The sequence below is a fragment of the Mycoplasmopsis bovigenitalium genome, from assembly GCF_900660525.1.
Lineage (GTDB): Bacteria > Bacillota_I > Bacilli_A > Mycoplasmatales > Metamycoplasmataceae > Mycoplasmopsis > Mycoplasmopsis bovigenitalium.
This window is the reverse complement of sequence record NZ_LR214970.1, coordinates 1-21,972: the sequence shown is the minus strand read 5'-3', so window position 1 is coordinate 21,972 and position 21,972 is coordinate 1. Positions and strand designations below refer to the sequence as shown.

The window sequence follows — 21,972 nt, the reverse complement described above, 5'->3', positions numbered from 1 at the left end:
GTATAATTAACATATGTTAAAAATATATATTTGCGGACCAACTGTTTATAATGACCCACACATTGGCAATTTGCGCGCTATAACAACATTCGATTTGGTTTTAAAGGCAAATCGTTTTTTAGGTCAAAAGTTTAAACTTGTTCACAACATTACCGATATTGATGACAAAATTATCAACAAATCCATTGAGCTAAAAGTAACTGAAAAAGAAATTAGTGAAAAGTACACAGAACAATACTTTGAATTGCTTAAACAATTAAATATTGATACAATAACAGATGTAGAAAAAGTAACCGACAATATTGGCGTAATTATTGATTATATAAACAAATTGGTAAATTTAAATCAAGGATATAAAGGGTCTAATTCCGATATATGATTTAATGTTAAAAACAATGAAAAACAGTATGGAAGTGTATCGGGTCAAATTCTAGAAAATATGGAGTTTGATGAAAAATCAAACGACAAAAAATTCAATGCCGACTTCGCACTATGGAAGTCAACATCAAAAGGAATTCAATATAATTCACCTTTTGGTTTGGGTAGACCTGGTTGGCATACTGAATGTTGTGCATTAATAGATAAACATTTCGGAAAAGACGGAGTTGATGTTCATGGCGGTGGGATGGACTTAACTTTTCCACACCACGAGAATGAAAACATTCAACATTTTGCACTCCACAATCAAAATATAACTAAAGAATGAATTAGATGCGGTCAGATTAATTTAGACGGAGTTAAAATGTCCAAATCATTAGGAAACATAATATATCCGCAAGATTTCTTTAACAAACATGGTGTTGAAATTTACAAATTACTAATTCTTACAGCTAAACTATCCGCTCCAATAAATATGAGTGATGAATTAATTGAAAATTTAAAAAATATTGAACAAAAATATAAAAAAACAATGTTTTCAATTTTTGTAAATCATGGTACCAACCTAGTTGGTTTTGAAAATAATAAAGAAATTAAAGAAATTTTCGAAGCTTTATCAAAATATGATTTTGCAAAATATAACCTTTTATTAAATGAACAAATAAAAAAATACAATAAAACAAAAGACATCCAATATGCTAGAAATATTCACAAAACATTGTCAATAATTCATCCTACATTAACCGATGTTCAAAATTACAATGAATTTATCCAAATATATTCAAAATGAATTGAATTAGTAAAAAATAAAGATTTCGAACAAGCAGATATATTAAGAAAAAAACTTCAAGAATCAGGACTTTATTAACATTTTCAAAATGGAAAAAAATATAAAAAATAAGAGGTGTTATATGGAAAAATTAATGTTGTGAGGAAAAAATTCTGTTTTAGATGCAATAAATTCAAAATTACCTATTGAAGTTATTTATGTAAACTCAGTTAAATCCTCACAATTAATCACAAATCAAACAAAAACCAGAGTTATTGTTGAAGATAATTCATTTTTCAACTCAATAACTAGCGAGAATCACCAGGGCATAATTGCTGTTCTTAAAGATTTTCCAATTTATGATTTGGATATATTAAAAAAAGACAAACCTCAAAACATTTTAATATTAGATCATATTCAAGACCCGCACAATTTAGGTGCAATAATGCGAAGTGCAAATGTTTTCGGTATTAAACATATCATTCTAACAAAGGAAAGAAGCGTTGGCATAACTTCGACTGTTTTAAAAATCAGTTCAGGCGGATTTATAAATATAAAAATAATAAAGGTCAATAACCTTGTTGCTTCACTAAAAAAACTCAAAAATATGGGTTATTGAATTTACGCATCTGAATTAAACAAAGAAGCAGTTAGCTTTGACTCGATTGAGTACAACAAACCTGCGGCATTAATTATCGGTAATGAGTCGTCCGGTGTGAGTAAACCAGTTTTAAATGAGTCTGATGTTAAAATTTATATACCACAAAGAGGAACAGTCCAATCCCTTAATGCTTCAGTAGCTGCTGGTTTACTATTGTACAAATTAACAAAGGAATAATATGACTTTAATTGAAAAATTTACACAGCTTCCAGAAAACGAAGTTGGTGAATTTTTAAAGCAACAAAATTTACTTAAATCAATTAAATTGATTGATTTTCGTTACAAAGATATTCTAATTTATACAATTAAAAACAATTTAAATAAAAAGGTTAACTCAAGCATTGAACCACAAGATATTTACAATGATTTTTTAGGTGGTATTAACAAAATTATTTTGTCTTTCAATCAAGAAAAAGGTGCTACTTTTAAAACATTTATTCTTAAATCCTTAAAAAACTTTACTTATATGTATAATCGTGCTAATTCCACTTAAAAAAGAGATGCCAAACTAATCCCGATACCATCTAGTGAATTATTTGATTTATATGACAATGATTCGGAGGGAAGATTTAACAAAGAATTAACAATTGAAGATTGAAAATCATTCATTGAAAAAAACAAGAATTTTTTCAATGAATTAAAACAAAAAATCAATTTATGAAAAAATTCAAAAATGGTTACGACTTCAAAAATTAACTCACTGCGATTTGAACTTAAAAAAAGATTATTTCATATGTATAAATATAGTGTAAAATAATAACAGTGCTTGGCACTTTTTTATTTTGCTTTAGGTGGTGTAAAATATTATTATGAAAAAAACTAAGGTATTACTTAGTTGCTCAGAATGCTTTGCCATGAATTATGCAACTAATAAAGGAGCAGGAAATCTTTCGAGAATTGAGATAAAAAAATACTGCCCAAAATGTAGAAAACACGCTATTCACAAAGAGGAAAAATAATGGACAAGACAAAAAAACCAAAAAAATATAGAATCAAAAAGTTTTTTAGGGAGCTAAAAAGGGTTAGATGGCCATCTAACAAAACTAATTGAATTTCGTTTTGAAAAGTAATATTTTTTGCAACATTATTCACTATTATTGTCGTGTTATTTGCAACCTGTGTTGGATTGCTATGAAGTAGAATTGGTATTAAATAGAGGTTAATATGGAAGAAAGAAAATTTTTATGATACATGATTAGTACAGTTTCAGGAAAAGAAGATATTGTTGTTGAATCATTGAAAAATAGAATTGTTTCTGAGCAAGTTGATGATTGTTTTAACAATGAAGCAACTCCTGAAGGTGCTTTTAAAATATTCAAAAAACCTAGTTTAACTGTTAAAGAAGCTGAAAATAAATTAAATGGTTTACCATACAAAGTTAAAATGATTAATATGTATAGTCGTTACATTTTTATAAACATGTACATGAGTGATGAGGCTTGATTTGTTATTCGGAACACTCAATATGTAACTGGATTAATTGGTTCTTCAGGAAAGGGTGCTAAACCAACTCCAGTTTCTGCAAGCGAAATTAGAAAATGTTTCAAATCTGAGCAAAAATTACTAAATGACTTTAATGAAGGTAAATTAGAAACTAAATTCGCTATTGGCGAAATAGTTGAAATTATTGATGGTCCATTTAAAGGTCAAAGTGGTAAAGTAACTCAAGCAAACGACTCTACTAAAATGGCAACCGTTGAAGTTGAATATTTTGGCAAATATGTGCCAACTGAATTTGAATATGAATACATAAAAAGTCAAGAAAAATAGTGGCGCGCCACTATTTTTATTTAATTATTGAGCAACCCATATAAGGTATTAATGCTTTTGGAACACTTATTGTTCCATCTGGATTTTGATAGTTTTCTAATATTGCAGCGACCAATCTGTCAATTGCAACCCCGGACCCATTCATTGTGTGTGCATATTGTGTATTGCCATGCTCATCTCTGTATCTAATCATTGCTCTTCTTGCTTGAAAATCACCCATGTATGATACAGATGAGATTTCTCTAAATTTGATTTCAGAAGGAAGTCAAACTTCTAAATCAATTGTTTTTCTTGATGAAAAACCAGTATCACCAGTACATAATTGCACTTCTCTAAATGGTATTTCTAATAATTCAAGTGTTTTCTTTGCTTGAATTAACATTTTTTCAAACTCAATAAGCGCATCTTTTTCGTTTGTAATTTTTACCAATTCTACTTTTTTAAACTGATGTAGGCGAATTATTCCTTTTGTATCTTTACCGCTACTTCCCGCTTCTGACCTAAAGCATTCAGTGAAAGCGGTATAGCATTGTGGTTTTGTTAAATCCACTATTTCATTATTCAATAAGTTTGTCAATGTTACTTCGGCAGTTGGAATTAAATATCACCCATTGCTATCTACACTAAATAAATCCTCTTTAAATTTAGGAAGCTGGCCAGTACCAAATAAAATTTCTGGTTTAGTAATAACGGGAGTTGAATATTCAATATAACCGTTTTCAGTATGCAAATCAAGTAAAAAGTTTTGAATAGCTCTTGTAAGTCTTGCTCCAAGTCCGCTATAAACCACAAATCTAGTTCCAGATAATTTGACACCTCTATCAAAATCAACTAAATTTAAATCACGAGCTATTTCATGGTGGGCTTTAACCCCTGAAACTAGACCTCTGCCAAGTTTATCGTGTGTAGCGATAACAATATTTTGTTTATCAGAATCTCCGACCGGAACATCATCAAGCGCAATATTGGGAATTATGTGTAAAATTTCCTCGGTTTTTTGTTCAAGTTTTTTTGCTATTTCTTCTAATTGTGCTTGTTCTTCTTTTAACTTAGATGCCTGTAATTTCAATTCATTTAGTTTATTTTTGTCATCTTTAAATTCAACAAATTGTTTACCGAATTTTGATAATTCTGCTTTTTTACTTTGTGCATCAAACATGCATTTTCCGCGTTTTTCAAGTAATGAAAGAAGTTCATCATAAATCTCTACATTGAAATTTCTTTTCTCAAGTAAGTCCCTAACTTTTTGCTTGTTTTCTTGTATATATTTAATATTTAGCATACTATTTTATCCTTATATTTTTTATCTTGTAAATTATAACACTAATAATACATTAATCGATTTTGACTGTATTTAAAAATATTATTGTTAAATTTTATAATTATTATATTTTATTTATTTATTCATTTTTCAATTGAAAAAGTAAAATTTAGAATCAAAAATAGCACACTTTTATCAACGTTTTAAAAAGAGCAAACAATTGTTTTGTTTTAAATTGTTTAGTTTATAATATAAAAGCGTTTTATATATTTAGATAATAAAACTTAATACAGGAGGTAATATTATGAGTTTAAGAACATACCAACCAAATAAAAGAAAACACGCTAAAGTTCACGGCTTCCGTGCAAGAATGGCTACTGCAAACGGCCGTAAAGTTTTAGCAGCTAGAAGAGCAAAAGGTAGAGCAAGATTAACTGTATCAAGTGCTAATTAGTTTTTTGTTTGGAATTAAAAATGAAAAAACAATTTAGATTACAAAAAAGTTGAGAATTTGACAATGTAATTAAGCACAAAAAGCAAGTTGTAAACAAGTTTTTAATTGTTTATTTTAAGGAAGCATCAGAATTTAAAGTTGGAATAACAGTGCCAAAAAAATTCTGTAATGCTGTTTACCGAAATTATTACAAAAGACAATTAAAGGCTATTTTTCACGAGTTAAATGTTTATCATTTAAATTATCACTTTGTTGTAATTTTGCGTAAAGATTTTTTAACCCAAACTTATAAAACAAAATTTGATACTACCAAAAGGTTAATTAAAAAGGTAGAAAATGGAAAATAGATCAAAAAACTTTGATTATTTCAAGCCTTCAGGACAATCAAAAAAAGGAAAAGACCCTAAAAAAATCAGAAAAATTGTCTGGCTTGTCGTAAAAATTATTTTTTACGTATTACTTTTTGCACTAACTCTGGGTGGTTGCGTTCAGACAATGATAGTCAAAAGCTCTGGATTTACTGGAGCTGGTACTGAATTTTATGATTCATCAGCAAAAATATCACCTACTGTTAGAACATTTAAACAATCAACCGCACCAAAAGGTGACAAGAATTTACAACCAGGCGAATATTACTCAATAAATTATTCTCCTGAATCTAACTTTCACTTATCACACAAAGAATATTCAAAAACAATTCAAGAATTGAGAAACCAAGCTGAATCAGATGGTGCAAAATATGGCGAATGACATGGTTTTTCTTCATCAATTCAATATTTAAATAGCAAAAATGAATTTGCTGTTAAAGAACAACCAATTCATAAAGGCGAAAAACCTAATAGATACTTATTCGCTGTTGATAACTCAAGAAATCAAGATGCAAAAATGAAAAAATACGAATCAATTTACAATAGTTGAAACGAAATCGTATTTCTAGATCCTGATTTCAAACTTGATAAAATATTCAAAAAAGAAGGTGAATCATACACCTTAAATAAAGATAAATTAGAAATTAAACACCCTGAAAATGAAGATATTACTGTTAAAAAGGCAAGTTTATATTCTGTTTATTCGAACCAAAATATTGATAATCCAAAATTAAAATACGCGCGTGATGTTTTGGAATTCTTATACAGAGAAACATTCCTAAAAGAAGGAAATTACTATAAACGCGTATCAAATATTTCTTACAAAGACTTAATAACTCAAGTTTTAAATGATCAAAAAACAACTTTAACTTCGAGTGAATACGAATTTATCAAAAATTATCAAAATGCTTTAGCTGAATACTTAAAAATAACAGATATGACTAAACCAAGTATATTTAAGCCGTTATTAGATAAAAATGGTGTTCAGCAATTTGATAAAAATGGCAATGTTAGAGACTCGGGTGTTGCCGATGAAAACTTAGTTTATGGATCACCGGTTTTTGCAAACCATACTAAATTAATATTGTCGGCAGATGAACCACAAATTGCATTTACTTCATTTGCTGAAACAGCAAAATATGGGCCATTCTTTATGTTTCTAATTTGGCCAATTGCACAATTAACAATGGCAATTAGGGTTCCATTACCTGCTGCCGCTGGTTGAACAACAATTTTGTGTTTAATTGTTGCAGTAATAATTACTCGTTTATTAGTTCTTGCAATCACTTGAAAAGCAACAATGTCTCAATCAATGCAAGAAGAATTACGTGTTAAAAAAGCAAAAATTGATGCTAAATATGCTGAATTTAAAAACAATAAAGAAATGAGAATGCGTCAGCAACAAGAGGTTTCAGCATTATACAAAAAAAATGGTATCAACCCATTTGACTCGATGCTTTCACTAATAATTTCAATACCAATTTTCTTGGCTATGTGGCGTGTTATTCAATCAGTACCTGAACTTAAATCAACAAGCTGACTAGGTTTCGACTTCGCGGCCACATCTTACAAACGTTTACTTTCTGGTGAATGATGATATATCTTTTTATTGGTTACAACAGCGCTGACACAAGTGTTGTCAATGCTTATTCCAAGATTGCTAAACAAACGAAACAATAAACACCTAACTATCGAACAAAAACAAGCAATGAGAAAAAATGACAAAATGCAATGAATTATGATGTTAGTTTTCATTGTTATGACTGTAATCTTCAATGCGGGTGTTCAAATATACTGAATAATAACCAATATTTGATCAATATTACAAGCAATCGCAATTCATTTCTTTAAGAAAACTGAATTCTACAAAAAAAGATATAACAAAAAAATTGTTTCATAATAAATTCGGGTAATTAACCCGGTTTTATTTTGCCATTATCAATTGTAAAATAAATCTAATGGTAAAATTTGTTTATAGAAAAGAGGCAAAATGAAAATATATAGAATCAAGGAAACTAGTCCTTATATTACACTCCCAATTGAAAACATAATCCTTAATGACCCTGATATGACGGGTGATATTTTAATTTTATATCAACACGATAATGCAATAATTATTGGCGCTAACCAAAACACACACGAAGAAATTAACAGACAATATGTTATTGAAAAAGACATTAAATTAGCAAGAAGAAAATCAGGCGGTGGCGCCGTATACCATGATATGGGAAATATTAACTTTAGTTTTATTACTGATTACAATGGCCAAAGCGGATATGAACGCTTTTTAGCTCCTATTATTGATTTTTTACGCTCACTAGGTTTAAATGCTGAATTCCACGGGCGTAACGATGTTCACGTTAACGGCGCAAAAATAAGCGGTAATGCTCAATACCTAAGCAAAAATAGAATAGTAAGTCACGGAACCATTTTATACAATGTCGATTTAACCAAATTATCAAATGCACTAAACCCGGCTAGAATTAAATACGAATCAAAAGGTATTCAATCTGTTAGATCACGTGTAACCAATGTTTATGACGAATTAATTGAAAAAATGGATGTAGAAGAATTTATACAAAGACTTATCGCATATTTTGTTGAACATAAAAATGCAAAATTGCATGAAATTCCATACGACAAGTACAAACAACAACTTGATGAATTATCTAAATTTGTGAGTTCAGATGAATGAATATACAATAAAGCAGCGACTTTTACATTCAAAAGCGGAAATAAATTCAAGGGTGGAATAATTAATGTTAAAGGGAATATTGAAAAGGGAATTATAAAAAATATCAAATTTGAAGGTGACTTTTTAAGCAAAAAAGATGTTAGTGAAATTGAACCATTATTTAATGAAATTTTACTTTCAGAAGATGCTATTCGTTCAGTATTTACTAAATTTAATTTTGCTGAATATTTTGGCACAATAACTCAGGAAGAATTGCTTTCACTAATACTAGGATAATAGATGATAAGAAAACAAATTCAATTGAAAAATGAATCAATTAGTTATTTAACTGATGAAAAATTATCAAATATAGTTGTCTTATTTTTGCATGGTTTTGGAGACGATGCAACACGCGCAACAACACTTTTTCAATGCAAAAATAGACTTTATTCAATAGTTTCCATTGATATGCCAGGTTGTGGCAAATCAAGCAATAATGTTGGCCAGCCGACTTTACAATATTATTGTGATATTGTAGGCGAATTTATTGATAAATTCCTACCCGATCGCGAAATTTACATAGTTACTCACTCTTTAGGCACGATCCCGGCTTTATATAATGCAACAAATAACCCAAAAATTAAATATGTTTTTGGGGTGGCGCCAGCAATGCCAACAACAAATGCTTTAAAAAATGATAGACGAATTAAATGAATGTTACCAAATAACCCCGAGGACTGATATGACTCTCAATTCAATCTTTTTTCCGAATTTGACAATGAATGAATTTTAAGACCTGATGTAAAACAAAAAATATTAGATACTCCGCAAGATTATATTGATGAACGTAAGCGTGTATTTTCTGTATTGGCACACGAAATTTTTGCTATGACTTTTATTGAAAATGTATACAAAAAGTTCTTTGCAAAAAACAAAAATTTTACTGCTATTGTAAGTAGAAATGATAAATATATTAATTTTTCTGATGTTGAAAATTATATAAATCTATATAATTTGGGAACGTATGAACTGAATGATTCAGGGCATGCCATGTTTTACAAAAACACACAAAAAATACATAATTACATAAATAATTTTATTATCAAAAAGGAGGGTCTATATTAATGGATCAATCTGGATCAAATAATACAAATATCATTAACAATATTGTTTGACTGAGTCTTGATTTTAATAAACCAATATCTGCGTGAACTGCTTGAGTTTTCGGTATAGTGTCAATAATTTTAACTATTGGCGTTGGAGTGCCTCAGTTAATAAGCTTAATTAAAAACAAAGACACTGGAGACGGGATAAAATATTATACTTTTTGAATCTTTTTTTCAGGTATTTTAGGATGAACAATCATCGGTTCATTTGATGCTGCTGAAACTAAAAAATTAGCGACAGCTATAGCCAACATGGTGTCTTCAATTATTTTTGCAATAACAATATTTTTATCATATTTATACTCAAGAGACCAAAAAAGAAAATCAATGGCTTATATAATAGGGGCTTTTTCAATAACATTAGCACTAACAATAGCTGGCGTGTCATTATACGGAATTATTGCTAATAAACGTATGCCCGGCTGATTAATGAATATTAGTGTTTGAGTCTTCCCAGTTCTTACTACATTTAGTTTCTTGCCTGCCGCAATTTCTTCATTTATGAAAAGAAAATTTGAAGGTATGTCAAGTGGAATGTTGATAACTTTATTAACACTAAATATTGGTTGATTAGGTTATTGAATTGCTCTTGGACTAAACTCTTCATTCGATTTTGCCTTAAATATGGCAATAGTTTGACAAGTACTAGCGTTATTAATCTACTTATCACTGACTGTTCTATTGATTGTAAATGTATCTCAAAAACAAAAAGACAAAAATTTCGCTCGTTAAAGCGGGATTTTTTATTATTTGAATTTTATCAATGAAATCAAATTTTACTAAAAGTACTATAATATGAATATATAAATAAAAAGGATAAAAATGAAAAAGAAAATTATTTGAGCGTTAGCAACATTAAGCACATTTCCATTAATTGCGGCTTCGTGCCAAAGTAAAACTAAAAATAACCCACAACAAACGACACCGAGCGAACAAAATGTATTAAACCAACAAGAAGTTAAACGAATTAAAGAATTAAAACAAGCCGTAAGGATAAGCAAACAAATATACCAAGAAATTGAAAAATCTAACCCAGAAGACAAACTTGTAATAAATTTCAAGCCTACAATTCAAAAATTCTATACTGATTTTGAATCTAAATTAAGCAAAGAAATAAAATCTGACGATGTTGAACATTTGAGAAACAAGTTTTCGCAATTTTTAGATTATTATTTAATGATTATTTATATTAAATATGATTACAAAGACTTACGAGATCACATTTTAAAGACATTCCCTGAAGCAAAAAATGAAATTAACCAAGTGGATGCTAGGTTCAATGAATTATCAAACAGAGATGGTTATGAAAAAAATGCATATAGTTCATTACTTGGCAATTTGACGGTTATATACGGTGATAAACTTTTAAAGTATCTAGATAAGAATCCAGATGCAGATGTCACTTTTCCTCCTGACTCACGTTTTTCAAAAATATATCCAGAAAAAAATCTTAAAGAAATTAAAATGACTTATTCTGGAATGTATAAATCAGTTGAAAGTTTAGTTAAAAATAAACCAGAATATCAAGAAAAAATTAAAAAAATAAATGACTCCCTTAATCATTCTTCAACGATGCGAGATTATAGTGCCGCACTATTTAGATTAAACCATTTACTCCTTAAATTGTTTAATGAAGACGTAAATAATGATAAAGAATATAAGGCAGCAACTGAAAAATACAACGAAACATATGAAAAAGCAACTGCTTTATTTGATAAAGAAAAAGATAAGTCACTATATGATAAATTAATGCGAATTCATGAGCATTTGTCATCGACAGCGAACATAATACAATTACAAGAAGCTACAAGTAAAATAGAAGAATTAATCAAAGAAAAGAATAAAACTGCCTAACCGTTTTCAAATAAAAATCAATAATTTATAAAACACTGCAATAAAACCAGTGTTCCTAAATAGTAAGTGCATGTGTTGCACTTGAACTTACTATTTAGGAATATCGAATAAATTAGATATTTTTCCTTATTTATCACGAGGCAAAGGCTAGAAAAACAAAATGTAATCAAAAGAGATGTCAAGAAAAAAAGCATTGGAGAATTGATTACGGAAGGACCTGATTCAGTTAATCAAAGATTGAATGATAATGATTATAAATTAAATACAGTGATTGGAACCGCCTCTCATAAATACTGTATTCTTACACTTATCAATCGAAAAACAGGAATGTTCTATTTTACGGTTGTACGGCGATCTGCTTTGGCTGTTAAACAAGCATTAATAACAATGATAAATAAATATCTCTTAACTATTGACACCTTGACAATTGATAATGGAAGCGAAAATTACAGACTTTCAGAAATTGATTGTATAAAAACCATTTATCATTGCCAATCCATATTCTTCATCAGAAAAAGGTAGCATTGAAAATTGCCATCGCTTATTAAGAAGATACTTTCCAAAAGGAAAATCGCTTGATAAATATGCAGATCAAGACGCATCAAAAGTTATGAAATATATCAATTCACATGCTAGAAAAATATATAGCAAGAATTGTGTTTCAAATGCTTTATCTATGTAAATTTTATTAAAAAAATGTTCGTTTTGGCGGGTGCCGCCCCCTAGGGCCTTGGTTTCTATATTCTTTTTTAGTTTTTCACCCTAAAAAAGAATATTGAAAACATAAATTTAGTATTATTTATCATGTACTTAATGAAGGCGTATTTTACTTTTGGAATTTACAACTTAACTAATGTAAATTCCATTTTTCATTTATAATTTAAAGTATAGGACTATTTTTTAATAAAAGAGGAAAAATGGACAAATGCACAAAAATGATGGATTCTTTTGATATTTATTTAATTTTCTTTCAATTCTTTTACTTATAGGAATATACGTAGCAAGCTTAATTTTTCAAAAAGCAAGCATTAATAATCCCAAATATGAAATTGGTATTTCAATTTCATTAATACTAGCATTAGGACTCCAAATATGATTAGGCTGGCGAACAAGCTGATTTTCAATAATTACAAAAATTTTTGTATTAGTTTTTATTGCATTTTTTGCTCTTCAAATTACCAAGACAGTTCAGCATTATTCGAACAAAATATTAATTGAAGAAAAAACTCTTAAATGAGTAAATATTGGGTTTGATATAGCGTTATGTTTTTATTGACTTTGAATTCTTATTGGTTCAATTATTAAAATGGTTTTAACCGGAAAAGAAAGAGAATGAATCTAAACTAGGACAAAAAAGTTAACAGTTTAATATTATTTTAACATCATAGCATATTGCTGTGGTGTTTTTCAATTTAAATTCGATTGAATTCTATAGTTGTTGTATCAAAATATATAATCTGCAATTATTTTTTTCAGATCTTCCAAAGTTATTTTACTGAAATCTAATTCGTTTAAACATTCAGTTTTAATAATTAAAAATCAGTATTCAGCCTCCCCATTATCTAAAGAATTTCCTACACAAGACAATGAAACAGTTCCACCCATTTTATTTATTTTGTCAATATAGATTTTTGAAGTGTATTGAAATCCGCGGTCTGAATGAATAACAAAATCTTTATCAATAGACTTAAATGTATTTATATTATCCATAACTAAATCAAGATCATTGATTACAGATAATTTAAAATCTCTGATTTTTTTAGTTTTATGCTCAATTATTACGGACAAAAATACAAGGTTATCCTTAACATCTCTTGGCGCTTTTACATATGAAACATCGGTAGCAAAAATATTTCTGTTTAATTTGTCATTTTAGTCGCGTTTAACAATATCTGGCAACGCGAATTTAGTGTTCTTAATTTCACTCTTTCTTCTTTGTTTTCTAATTTTGCATATTAAATTCAATCTTTTAAATGTCTTCCAAGACTTCGAGGGTTAATAAAAATATTATATTTCATAGAAATATAAGCACTCAATCTTAAGCGACCATATCTACCTTTGTTATCAAGAAAAGATTTTCTAATTATTGTGTCATTTTTGTGTTCCCTTACTTTTATAACTCTAGTTTTAGATTTTACTACTGCTTGTCTGCATACATTAAAAAATTTTGCAGATTTGCTATAACGAATATTTAGTTTTTTAGCTTCACTAAGTTTTTCTGATTTTGATTTATTTTTATTGATTTCGTTATATCTCTTAGCTATTTCTATTAATTCTTCTTTTGTAAATTCGTTTCAATCGGGTTCGATTGGTTTTTTAGGTCTACCACTCCCTGGCTTTCTGTTTGCACCCTTTTTATCTAATAATTGATCTTGCATACCATTATTATAGTATCTTATAATTTTTCCGATTCTTCCAAGTAGATGTTTTCTGGTTATAAAATTTGTATCTGGCGAAATATCATTTATATAATTTATTGTTTGTTTCAATCCAAATTCGTTGTAGATTTTATAAATCATATCAAACTCTTCTTTGATAAAGTGTCTTGACATATGTATTCTCCTTTTTGTTGCATTTGAAAATTTAAAAAAGCTAACACTTTTGATGTTAGCTCCCTACCTTAAACTCGGACAAAAAAAGCCAACACCTCAGTGTTAACTTTTTTTGTCCTGTGTAAATTCCAAAAGTAAAATACGCCTTCATTAAGTACATGACAAATATTACTAAATTTATGGTTTCTATATTCTTTTTTAGGACAAAAAACTAAAAAAGAATATAGAAACCAAGGCCCTAGGGGGCGGCACCCGCCAAAACAAACATTTTTTTAATAAAATTTACATAGATAAAGCATTTGAAACGCAATTTTTGCTATATATTTTTCTAGCATATGAATTGATATATTTCATAACTTTTGATGTGTCTTGGTCTGCATATTTATCAAGGATTTTCCTTTTGGAAAGTATCTTCTTAATAAGCGATGGCAATTTTCAATGCTACCTTTTTCTGATGAAGAATATGGATGGGCAATATAAATGGTTTTTATACAATCAATTCCTGAAAGTCTGTAATTTTCGTTTCCATTATCAATTGTCAAGGTGTCAATAGTTAAGTGATATTTATTTATCATTGTTATTAATGCTTGTTTAACAGCCAAAGCAGATCGCCGCACAATCATAAAATAGAACATTCTTGTTTTTCGATTGATAAGTGTAAGAATACAGTATTTATCAGAAGCGGTTCCAATCATTGTATCTAATTCATAATCATTATCATTCAATCTTTGATTAACTGATTCATGTCTTTTCTTAATCAATTCTCCAATACTTTTTTTCTTGACATCTCTTATGAATTTTCTAGCAGAAATATTATTTGCATTTGTAGAAATATTGCATTTTTCAAGAATGCTTTCTCAGTCTCTTTCTTGAATAGCATAATGTACATGTTTTATAATATACTTGTTTCTTTTTAAGTTTAGTTTCTTAAATCCTATACAAAAATCAATTTTAGATATCTTATACACATTCATATATAATATATTCACCTTTTTGTTTTTTTGTTACTTAAATTTTATATAAAAAGGTAGTAAAAATGCATCTAGATTTTTATCTATAAACCAGGGTTTTTATTTGCCTAATTCATTCATAAATTAATTCATTAAGTAAAATATAAAACAAATTTATTTACCTTAATTTATCCTTGATAATGTTATTTTTATTTTATTTTTTTGTCAAAGTTATATAATAAAAAGATACTAAATTAGGGGGTGTTATATGTGAGAACAAAAAATATTAGACATATATACTTTAAAAGCTGATAGTCCCATTTCTGGGTGAATAGCTTGAGTATTTGCAACAATTTCAATTATTTTAACTGTAAGTATTGGCGTGCCTCAACTAGTTTACTTACTTAAAAATAAAGACACAGGAGAGGGCGTCAACTTCTACTCATTTTGAATAGTTTTAGTAGGAGCTATTGGTTGAATGCTAATAGGCTCGTGAGACGTTGCGGAAGTTAAAATGGCAGCGTCAGCAATTGCCAATATGTTGTCATTGCTGTTATTTATATTTACAATATTCTTCACTTATAAATATGCAAGAAACGAAGCAAAAAGAAAACAAGCTTGAATCGCGTTAACTGTTGCTGTTGTGGCAGTGGCTTTATCAAGTGCTCTAGCTATTTATGGTTTAGTTGGCAAAGATGCAAATGGAAACCAACTAAGAATGTGACCACAATTGCACGCTGTTTGTGTTGTTGTCTTCCCTATGCTTACAACATTCAGTTTCTTCCCTTCTGTTATTAAATCTCTTGAACAAAAACGTTTTATGGGTATGTCAAAAGGAATGCTTTTTACACTTGTATCAATAAACATAACTTGAATAATATATAGAATTAACCTAGGAATTAATAATGGTGAATTCACAGCCGGTTTAATTACAACAATGGTGTGACAATTTGTTTCATTATCTATTTACCTATCACAAGTTTATTTATTAATTAGACAATACGTAATTAACAAACGCGAAAAAAGAATCATAACAAAAAATGCTAACGAATAAAAACGTTAGTTTTTTTTGTGTGATTATGACATATTGTTTCTCGGCAACTCGTAAAATTATATTGTCTTGCGTAGTGATATAGACTGCGAGGAACAAAAAATGAATATTTGTAAGTTTTCATTGTTAAAGTAAAATACAACAAAAGTTTATTGATTTATTTCTTTATTATTACCGAATTAATAAAAAATTATTAAGAGTATTGTTTCCTCAATTCTATTTTAAATTGATTTTACACTTATTTAAACTCGATTTTTCAATTTATAATCATTTTAACAGTGCTTGAAAAAGTTAAGCAATCTACTTTAAGAATTTATATTATTTATACATTTTTCCGATATATTTGTTAAAATTTTTGCATATTGTAAAATTCATTTATTTGTCTAAATTAAAAACGAGGTTTAATAATGAAAAAAGTTAATACAAAAATAAATAGAATCAGAGAGAGAGAGAGAGAGAGTAATTCACTTTTAAAAAGTTCTTTATTTTACTGAGTTTTACTTATTATTTGAAGTGCATTAACCATTTGGTTGCTTTATTACGCATTTAAAAATATTGTTAATTTGCCTTTTAATATAGGGCAAAAGGATTTTTTTGGGAACATAATTTTTGAATCAAAAGCTAGAAAAGTTGTAGCCATAATTTTTATCATTTTAAATACTATCTTTATTTCTTACTTTTGGCTAAATGGTGTAAAAGATGTAATATATGTTATTTGGTATTACATATTTAAACATCATATGTTTAAGAAGTATACAAAAGTCTTAAATACTAAAATTACACAAGATGATAAAGTTTTATTAGTTTATTGTTGTTGTGACGATATTGTTGAGGCGTCACTAGAAAAATGCTTCAAACAAAATTACAGAAATTTCGATGTGGTTATATTAGATGATTCGAGAAAAGAAGAAGAAAAAATAAAAGTTGATAATTTTGCTAAAAAACACAACATAAAAGTTGTGAGAAGACCGAATAGGGAAGGGTTTAAGGCAGGTAATATAAATAACTACTTAAACTCGGATGAATGTAAACAACTAAAATATGATTATTTTGTAATATTAGACTCGGATGAAATTATTCCTAAAAATTTCATCGAATCGTCATTAAAATACTTTTATACATATGATAATGTGGGTGTAGTTCAAGCTAACCACATTTCAACCAAAAATAAAAATTTCTTTATGAACTTATTCCATATTGGAGTTAATTCTCACTGACCGGTGTATCAATCAATGAAGCATTATTTCGGTTTTTCAACAATGTTAGGACATGGAGCAATGATAAAAGCTGAATGCTTTTATAAATTAGATAGTGGATTTCCACACCTTGTTGCCGAAGATATATGTATAAGTATTGAATTAAGAAGTTTGGGCTATTATGTAGCATTCGCTCCAGAAATTATATGCGAAGAGGAATATCCCGTTGATTATGTAGCATTTAAAAAGCGACACTCTAAATGAACCCAGGGCAATGTTGAGTTTATAAAAAAATATACTAAAAAAATATTCATGTCTAAAATGAAGTGGTTCGAAAAATTAGATATTGTTTTATTTACCTTCAATTTACCTTTAACCGCATTATTCTCTCTCTATATAATAATAAATATAGTTGCAGCACCTTTTATAGGTTTAAATCTTACTAAGATATATCCGGTTTGATTCTTAATTCCTACTGTACTATTTTTTTTAGCGCCTACACTAAATGATATTATTTATTGAATTTTTAGAATGAACATATTTAAATTTATACTATATTTATTTTCAACAGTTGTTTTGTATGGGTCTATGTTAACGATTTCACTTTTAACAAGTTTTTTAGTTTTGGTAGGTAAAAAAGCAAAATTTGTGGTTACGCCAAAAAAAACTAGCAAATATAAGTTTTTTGATATATTCAGATATCAATGGAAAGAATTGTTGTTTGCTGTAGCAATATCTGCAATAAGTTATATTTTTCTAAAAAGCGTGTTGCCGGTAATACTAATTGTACTAACAGCAATTCTGCCCATATTTCTAATCTTTTTTAGTAATATAAAAATCAAGAATTATATGCAAAAAGACCAAAAAACAGCAAAAATTTCAATCAATAAAATGAATAATGTTTTCAAAAAGACTTGTAATGTTGATTTAAATTTATTGAGTGAATACGAAACACAAAATTTCGGGCAACCTGTTGAATAAAAAACAACAAAAATTTTGGCCAATATAATTTACTATGCCACATATATAAAAACTCAGTTTATTGCTGAGTGTTTTTTCTTACTTGAGAGTGTAGTTTAATCAATTTAGTTAAAGCTATTTTAACATTACCTAACGATCAATCTCCGTTTATAAAGTTATAAACTTCATCGATTTCCTTAATGAAATCAACTTGTTCTACAAACTCTGATTTTAATCTTTTATAAAAGTCTTTAAAAATACCATTAAAGAATGAAGTTTCGGTTTGTTTTTCTATATAACTTGTTTTAGGGAAAGGGAATTTAACTAAATCAATATTACTTGATACTAATTTTAAAATTTGGTCTATAGCGTTTTCATAGTTGCTATACTTGGGATTGCTAGTTAATTTTTTATTGATATCTTCAAGACTATCTTTAAAGCTAGGGTGATTTTCTTCTAAATATTTTTTTAAAATTTCATAATCATATTTATAAAACAATAGTTTTAAATCTGTTTCATAAATATTGCCAAATTGCTCAGTTAGCCTTTCCGAGTCTTCACTATTTTTTCAAGAAGATTCTGTATCAATTATTTCTTTCTTTATCTTTAAAACAAGTTCCTTATTTTTCTTAATAACATTGTCATTTGGAAACATAATAGACAATTGTTCAAATCAATCAGTAACCCTAATAATTGAAGAAACTATCATATTTTTTTCTATAAGAAATTCAAACCGTCTAATTAATAATTGCGGATGCAACAATTTCAATCCTTCTAATTTCTTAATTTTTATTTTCTTATTTATGTTTTTAGCCTCACCCATTCACCCAAATATAATAGAGCTTTTACTTTTTTCATCTTTTTGTCTATCAACATTTGGATTGTCTTTATGTTTCCTTATAATAGGTAACTCAAGTTTTGTAAGAGGTTGAGTTTTTTTAGTTTCAACATTTTTAGAGCAAGATGCAGCCGCAAATACCGGTGCAATAGCAACTATAGGTGTTAACAAAAATAATTTCTCGTATTTTTTCATAATAAATCCTTTAAGGTAATTAATTTTTAACAAAATATGCTTTATTGTTTATTCAAACAACATCGCCTGAAAAAATTTTAGTATTTCTCCCATTCACGACATTGTTATTAATTTTAATATTATTTGTTTCTATAAAAAATTTTGCTTGCCCACCTGTGGAAATGATTTTAGTTAATTTTAAAAACTGACCTAATGTAATTGAATTACCATCTATTAAAACCACATTATTCATTTTATCTCCTTAAAGGGGTTATCAATTGTTTTGAACCGGTGTCTGAGTGAGAAATAATTAAAAATTTAGCAACTCTTTCGTCAACAAGAATTGAAATTTCTCCATCAAAAATTGATATAGCATCTTTTAAAAAATTATAATTTAAATCAAATTCTATTAAATCCCCTGAGTATTTAAATTTATCTGTAGTTGCAACAAATAAGCCTACCTCTACAACATTATTAGTGATTTTTAAGCTGCCTTCTTTAACCGCAAAAGAAAGTCTGTTTTGTTTATCGCCGTTTGCTAATCAAACTCTATTTAATAAATCATTTAACTCAGTTTTTTCAATTTGAATACTATGTTTAATATTTAAATTTTCAAATAATGGTTCAGTGTCTTTAAAAGGAATTGTGACCACCCTTGAAGTTATAACTGTATTTTCATATTTAATACCTACTTTTATATCGTTGTAGAATAGTGTAATTTCTTCGGGGGCATCTATTGGTATTAGCGAACTTAAATCTTTAGCAACAACTGATATATCAACATTTTCTGTTATTAATCCATTGTGTTTTAATTGATAAAGTGCAAGTCTGTATGAATCGGTTGTCGTGAAGTGTAGTGAGTCGTTTTTATTTCTTATATTAATACACTTGTAAATTAAATTATTGTCTAAACTTGCCGCATGTATAACGCTTTTAATTGCCTTTTTAAGCTTAGATGCATTAATTTTTATTTCCTTGACATTTATTATATTGTCAAAAGCTGGAAAACTATTTTCATTAACTAAAGATACTTGATAGTTTGAAGTTCCCTGAGAAATGGTTAATAATTGATTATTATCTGTTGAGATATCAATATTTCCCGACAGTTTTTTAATAATAGGTTTAATAACATTAGTTTGTATTAAAAATTTTCCTGTTGATTCAACTTTTACGTTAATATCATCAACGTCTATTTTTTTAATTATATTTATTGAATCATTTGAAGTTTTAAGAATTATTTTTTCGTCAGTGACTTCAATTAAAACACATCTGAAACCATAAAATGTACTAATAGCATCAGAGTACTTTGAGACAATTTCTAAAACTTCATCAAATATTTTTTTATTTATTTGAAATTTCATGTTATTCCTTTCATAGAATAAATATATTTTGTGAATTTGTGAATAAGCCATAAAAAATGGTTTTATAAAGCAATTTTATAAGTTAAATTCATTTTTTATCATATTTTGTTTTGTTAATAAGTTTATTGTAATTTATAAATTTCGTCTGATATTGCAGCAATAGCTCTGTTTGTCGCTTGGTCAGTTAAATCTTTATTATTTTCTATTTTATTTATAGCATTTAAAATTGTTGTATGATCCCTATTCCCGAAAAATTTACCAATTTTTTCAAGAGGAAGCTCTAATTCAGTTCTTATGATATAAATTGCTATATGTCGCGCTACCACTATGTCTTGTTTTCTGCTCTTGCCAATAATTTCTTTTTTAGCAACTTTATAATATTTCGAAACATAATCTAAAATAACATCTGGAGTAACTCGTTCTTTGTTATTAGCAATTGACGAAAGTATGTTGTTTACAATTGCTTCGGTATATTTGCCATTAGTATTTTCTTGTATAGCTTTTCCGTAAAAAGCTAGTCTGTCAATTGCACCAATTAAACTTCTAATTGATTCTTTAAAATTTCGAGTAACAAAGTTTTTGGCCTCAATTTCTCAATTTTCAGGGCTTAATTTTTTAATAGTTATGAAATATTCTAATATTTTTAATAAGTCAGCTTGTTTAGGAGGCTTAATTTCAAGCTGTAAACCTTGTGTTAATCTTGTAATAAGTCTTCTTTCAAACATGGTATTTAGAGCAGAAACTTGTTTATCAGAAGCGAAAAGCGTATATTTGTCAGGGGAGTTTAACCTGTGGTCAAGAATCTGATTTATCACATTTAAGGTTGATTTTTTGTTACCTTGACCATAATTTTGAAAATCATCAAACATCAACACAGAAACTTCATTAAGTTCTTTTATTCTTGAGTATATTTTTTTTTGATTATTTTCTTGAAGAAGTATTGATATTTCTGTGACAAAATTGGTTGGGTTTATGTAAATTACTGATTTATCTTGTTTTATCAATTCATTGCCAATAGCGTTGAATAAGTGAGTTTTACCTAATCCAGAATTGCCAAAAATAAAAACAACATTGAAGGGATTTAATTCACCATTTACTAATGATTTTGCCATCTTGACAACGTCTTTATTGAATTCGGATTCAATGTAATTTTTAAAAGTAAAGTCAACTAAAAAACTTTGATTATTTTTAATGTTTTTTACTACATTTTTCTTTATTGCGCCGACATTTGCATCAAAATCATTATCTTGTTTTTTTATTTTTTTTACACTATTAATAATGTAATTTACATATCTTCCAAAAACATCTTTTAATATTTTTTCCAAATTTTCTCTCATTGAAGATTTTATGATATTAATACTTTCTGTTGTTAACTCAGCATCAATTTCAACATTATCTCCGTTTACATTAACAATCTTTAATGCCATAAAAAAGTTTTTTAAAATCATTTTGTCAGTAATTTCTGATTTTGCAACATTTAAAAAACTTTCATTATAAGCCAATAACTTTTCTTCTTTTTGTACCTGAATACCCAC

At 27.9% G+C, this 21,972-nt stretch carries 23 protein-coding genes and 2 pseudogenes; 16 read left to right on the top strand and 9 right to left on the bottom strand.

Annotated features, from left to right (window positions below):
• The first annotated feature begins 13 nt into the window (after positions 1–13).
• The 3 genes from EXC34_RS00115 to EXC34_RS00105 are packed head-to-tail and all read left to right on the top strand — an operon-like array spanning position 14 to position 2,301.
• Entirely contained in the window at positions 14–1,246 is a 1,233-nt protein-coding gene (locus EXC34_RS00115) for a class I tRNA ligase family protein (RefSeq protein ID WP_129687392.1), read from the top strand.
• 43 nt (positions 1,247–1,289) lie between these two features.
• On the top strand, positions 1,290–1,985 hold the full coding sequence (gene rlmB, locus EXC34_RS00110) for a 23S rRNA (guanosine(2251)-2'-O)-methyltransferase RlmB (protein WP_129687391.1): 696 nt from the start codon (positions 1,290–1,292) through the stop codon (positions 1,983–1,985).
• Position 1,986: 1 nt separating this feature from the next.
• A complete protein-coding gene (locus EXC34_RS00105) occupies positions 1,987–2,301 on the top strand; it encodes a hypothetical protein (protein ID WP_129687390.1) in 315 nt (104 codons plus the stop codon).
• On the opposite strand, the gene EXC34_RS03705 is transcribed toward EXC34_RS00105, so the two are convergent.
• Positions 2,298–2,441, bottom strand: a complete 144-nt coding sequence (locus EXC34_RS03705) for a hypothetical protein (protein ID WP_220096526.1) — start codon at positions 2,439–2,441, stop codon at positions 2,298–2,300. The two genes, EXC34_RS00105 and EXC34_RS03705, sit on opposite strands and share 4 nt — an antisense overlap.
• 176 nt (positions 2,442–2,617) lie before the next feature.
• Between EXC34_RS03705 and rpmG the strand changes: the two genes are divergently transcribed.
• A complete protein-coding gene (rpmG, locus tag EXC34_RS00100; protein ID WP_004420806.1) occupies positions 2,618–2,767 on the top strand; it encodes a 50S ribosomal protein L33 in 150 nt (49 codons plus the stop codon).
• Between the two features lie 205 nt (positions 2,768–2,972).
• Positions 2,973–3,578: a transcription termination/antitermination protein NusG gene (gene nusG / locus EXC34_RS00090; RefSeq protein ID WP_129687388.1), complete on the top strand. Its 606-nt coding sequence runs from the start codon at positions 2,973–2,975 to the stop codon at positions 3,576–3,578.
• 16 nt (positions 3,579–3,594) lie between these two features.
• Here nusG and serS read toward each other — a convergent pair whose 3' ends face one another.
• Complete coding sequence (gene serS / locus EXC34_RS00085; RefSeq protein WP_004420813.1) at positions 3,595–4,860, bottom strand: serine--tRNA ligase; 1,266 nt, start codon at positions 4,858–4,860, stop codon at positions 3,595–3,597.
• A gap of 283 nt (positions 4,861–5,143) precedes the next feature.
• On the opposite strand from serS, the gene rpmH reads away from it, so the two are divergent.
• The 9 genes and pseudogenes from rpmH to EXC34_RS00045 all read left to right on the top strand — a co-directional run bounded on the left by rpmH (position 5,144) and on the right by EXC34_RS00045 (position 12,697).
• Positions 5,144–5,293: a 50S ribosomal protein L34 gene (gene rpmH / locus EXC34_RS00080; protein WP_004420851.1), complete on the top strand. Its 150-nt coding sequence runs from the start codon at positions 5,144–5,146 to the stop codon at positions 5,291–5,293.
• Between the two features lie 20 nt (positions 5,294–5,313).
• Positions 5,314–5,640: a ribonuclease P protein component gene (gene rnpA, locus EXC34_RS00075; RefSeq protein WP_096386553.1), complete on the top strand. Its 327-nt coding sequence runs from the start codon at positions 5,314–5,316 to the stop codon at positions 5,638–5,640.
• Positions 5,630–7,561 (top strand): membrane protein insertase YidC, encoded by a 1,932-nt coding sequence (gene yidC, locus EXC34_RS00070; RefSeq protein WP_129687387.1) that lies wholly within the window; start codon positions 5,630–5,632, stop codon positions 7,559–7,561. Before rnpA ends, yidC begins: the two co-directional genes overlap by 11 nt.
• Before the next feature lie 90 nt (positions 7,562–7,651).
• On the top strand, positions 7,652–8,632 hold the full coding sequence (locus EXC34_RS00065) for a lipoate--protein ligase (RefSeq protein WP_129687386.1): 981 nt from the start codon (positions 7,652–7,654) through the stop codon (positions 8,630–8,632).
• Positions 8,633–8,635: 3 nt separating this feature from the next.
• Positions 8,636–9,460: an alpha/beta fold hydrolase gene (locus EXC34_RS00060; RefSeq protein WP_129687385.1), complete on the top strand. Its 825-nt coding sequence runs from the start codon at positions 8,636–8,638 to the stop codon at positions 9,458–9,460.
• A complete protein-coding gene (locus EXC34_RS00055; RefSeq protein WP_129687384.1) occupies positions 9,460–10,233 on the top strand; it encodes a PQ-loop domain-containing transporter in 774 nt (257 codons plus the stop codon). The genes EXC34_RS00060 and EXC34_RS00055 overlap by 1 nt, the downstream gene beginning before the upstream one ends.
• Before the next feature lie 90 nt (positions 10,234–10,323).
• A complete protein-coding gene (locus EXC34_RS00050) occupies positions 10,324–11,355 on the top strand; it encodes a variable surface lipoprotein (protein WP_129687383.1) in 1,032 nt (343 codons plus the stop codon).
• A gap of 109 nt (positions 11,356–11,464) precedes the next feature.
• Positions 11,465–12,037, top strand: a pseudogene (locus tag EXC34_RS03735) (IS30 family transposase); the annotation flags it as partial.
• Positions 12,038–12,280: 243 nt separating this feature from the next.
• The gene (locus EXC34_RS00045) at positions 12,281–12,697 is read left to right on the top strand and encodes a hypothetical protein (protein WP_129687382.1); all 417 of its coding nucleotides are present in this window, start codon (positions 12,281–12,283) and stop codon (positions 12,695–12,697) included.
• A gap of 29 nt (positions 12,698–12,726) precedes the next feature.
• Here EXC34_RS00045 and EXC34_RS03730 read toward each other — a convergent pair whose 3' ends face one another.
• The 3 genes and pseudogenes from EXC34_RS03730 to EXC34_RS00035 all read right to left on the bottom strand — a co-directional run.
• Positions 12,727–13,143 carry an IS3 family transposase gene (locus tag EXC34_RS03730; RefSeq protein ID WP_246003937.1) on the bottom strand — a complete coding sequence of 139 codons (417 nt, stop codon included), beginning with the start codon at positions 13,141–13,143 and terminating at the stop codon, positions 12,727–12,729.
• 167 nt (positions 13,144–13,310) lie between these two features.
• Complete coding sequence (locus EXC34_RS03725) at positions 13,311–13,907, bottom strand: hypothetical protein (RefSeq protein ID WP_246003936.1); 597 nt, start codon at positions 13,905–13,907, stop codon at positions 13,311–13,313.
• 282 nt (positions 13,908–14,189) lie between these two features.
• Positions 14,190–14,695: pseudogene (locus EXC34_RS00035) on the bottom strand (IS30 family transposase); the annotation flags it as partial.
• A 430-nt stretch (positions 14,696–15,125) separates the two neighbouring features.
• Between EXC34_RS00035 and EXC34_RS00030 the strand changes: the two are divergent.
• Together EXC34_RS00030 and EXC34_RS00025 are read left to right on the top strand one after the other, a co-directional pair.
• Positions 15,126–15,911 carry a PQ-loop domain-containing transporter gene (locus EXC34_RS00030; RefSeq protein WP_129687380.1) on the top strand — a complete coding sequence of 262 codons (786 nt, stop codon included), beginning with the start codon at positions 15,126–15,128 and terminating at the stop codon, positions 15,909–15,911.
• Positions 15,912–16,648: 737 nt separating this feature from the next.
• Positions 16,649–18,085 (top strand): glycosyltransferase family 2 protein, encoded by a 1,437-nt coding sequence (locus tag EXC34_RS00025; protein WP_165001199.1) that lies wholly within the window; start codon positions 16,649–16,651, stop codon positions 18,083–18,085.
• 58 nt (positions 18,086–18,143) lie between these two features.
• Here the strand turns inward: EXC34_RS00025 and EXC34_RS00020 are convergent, their stop codons facing one another.
• From EXC34_RS00020 to dnaA, 4 genes are all read right to left on the bottom strand, one after another.
• Positions 18,144–19,097 carry a hypothetical protein gene (locus EXC34_RS00020; protein ID WP_129687378.1) on the bottom strand — a complete coding sequence of 318 codons (954 nt, stop codon included), beginning with the start codon at positions 19,095–19,097 and terminating at the stop codon, positions 18,144–18,146.
• A gap of 19 nt (positions 19,098–19,116) precedes the next feature.
• The gene (locus EXC34_RS00015; protein ID WP_129687377.1) at positions 19,117–19,329 is read right to left on the bottom strand and encodes an RNA-binding S4 domain-containing protein; all 213 of its coding nucleotides are present in this window, start codon (positions 19,327–19,329) and stop codon (positions 19,117–19,119) included.
• Position 19,330: 1 nt separating this feature from the next.
• Positions 19,331–20,437 (bottom strand): DNA polymerase III subunit beta, encoded by a 1,107-nt coding sequence (locus tag EXC34_RS00010; RefSeq protein ID WP_129687376.1) that lies wholly within the window; start codon positions 20,435–20,437, stop codon positions 19,331–19,333.
• Between the two features lie 122 nt (positions 20,438–20,559).
• On the bottom strand, positions 20,560–21,972 hold a 1,413-nt coding region (gene dnaA, locus EXC34_RS00005), incomplete at its 5' end, for a chromosomal replication initiator protein DnaA (protein WP_129687375.1).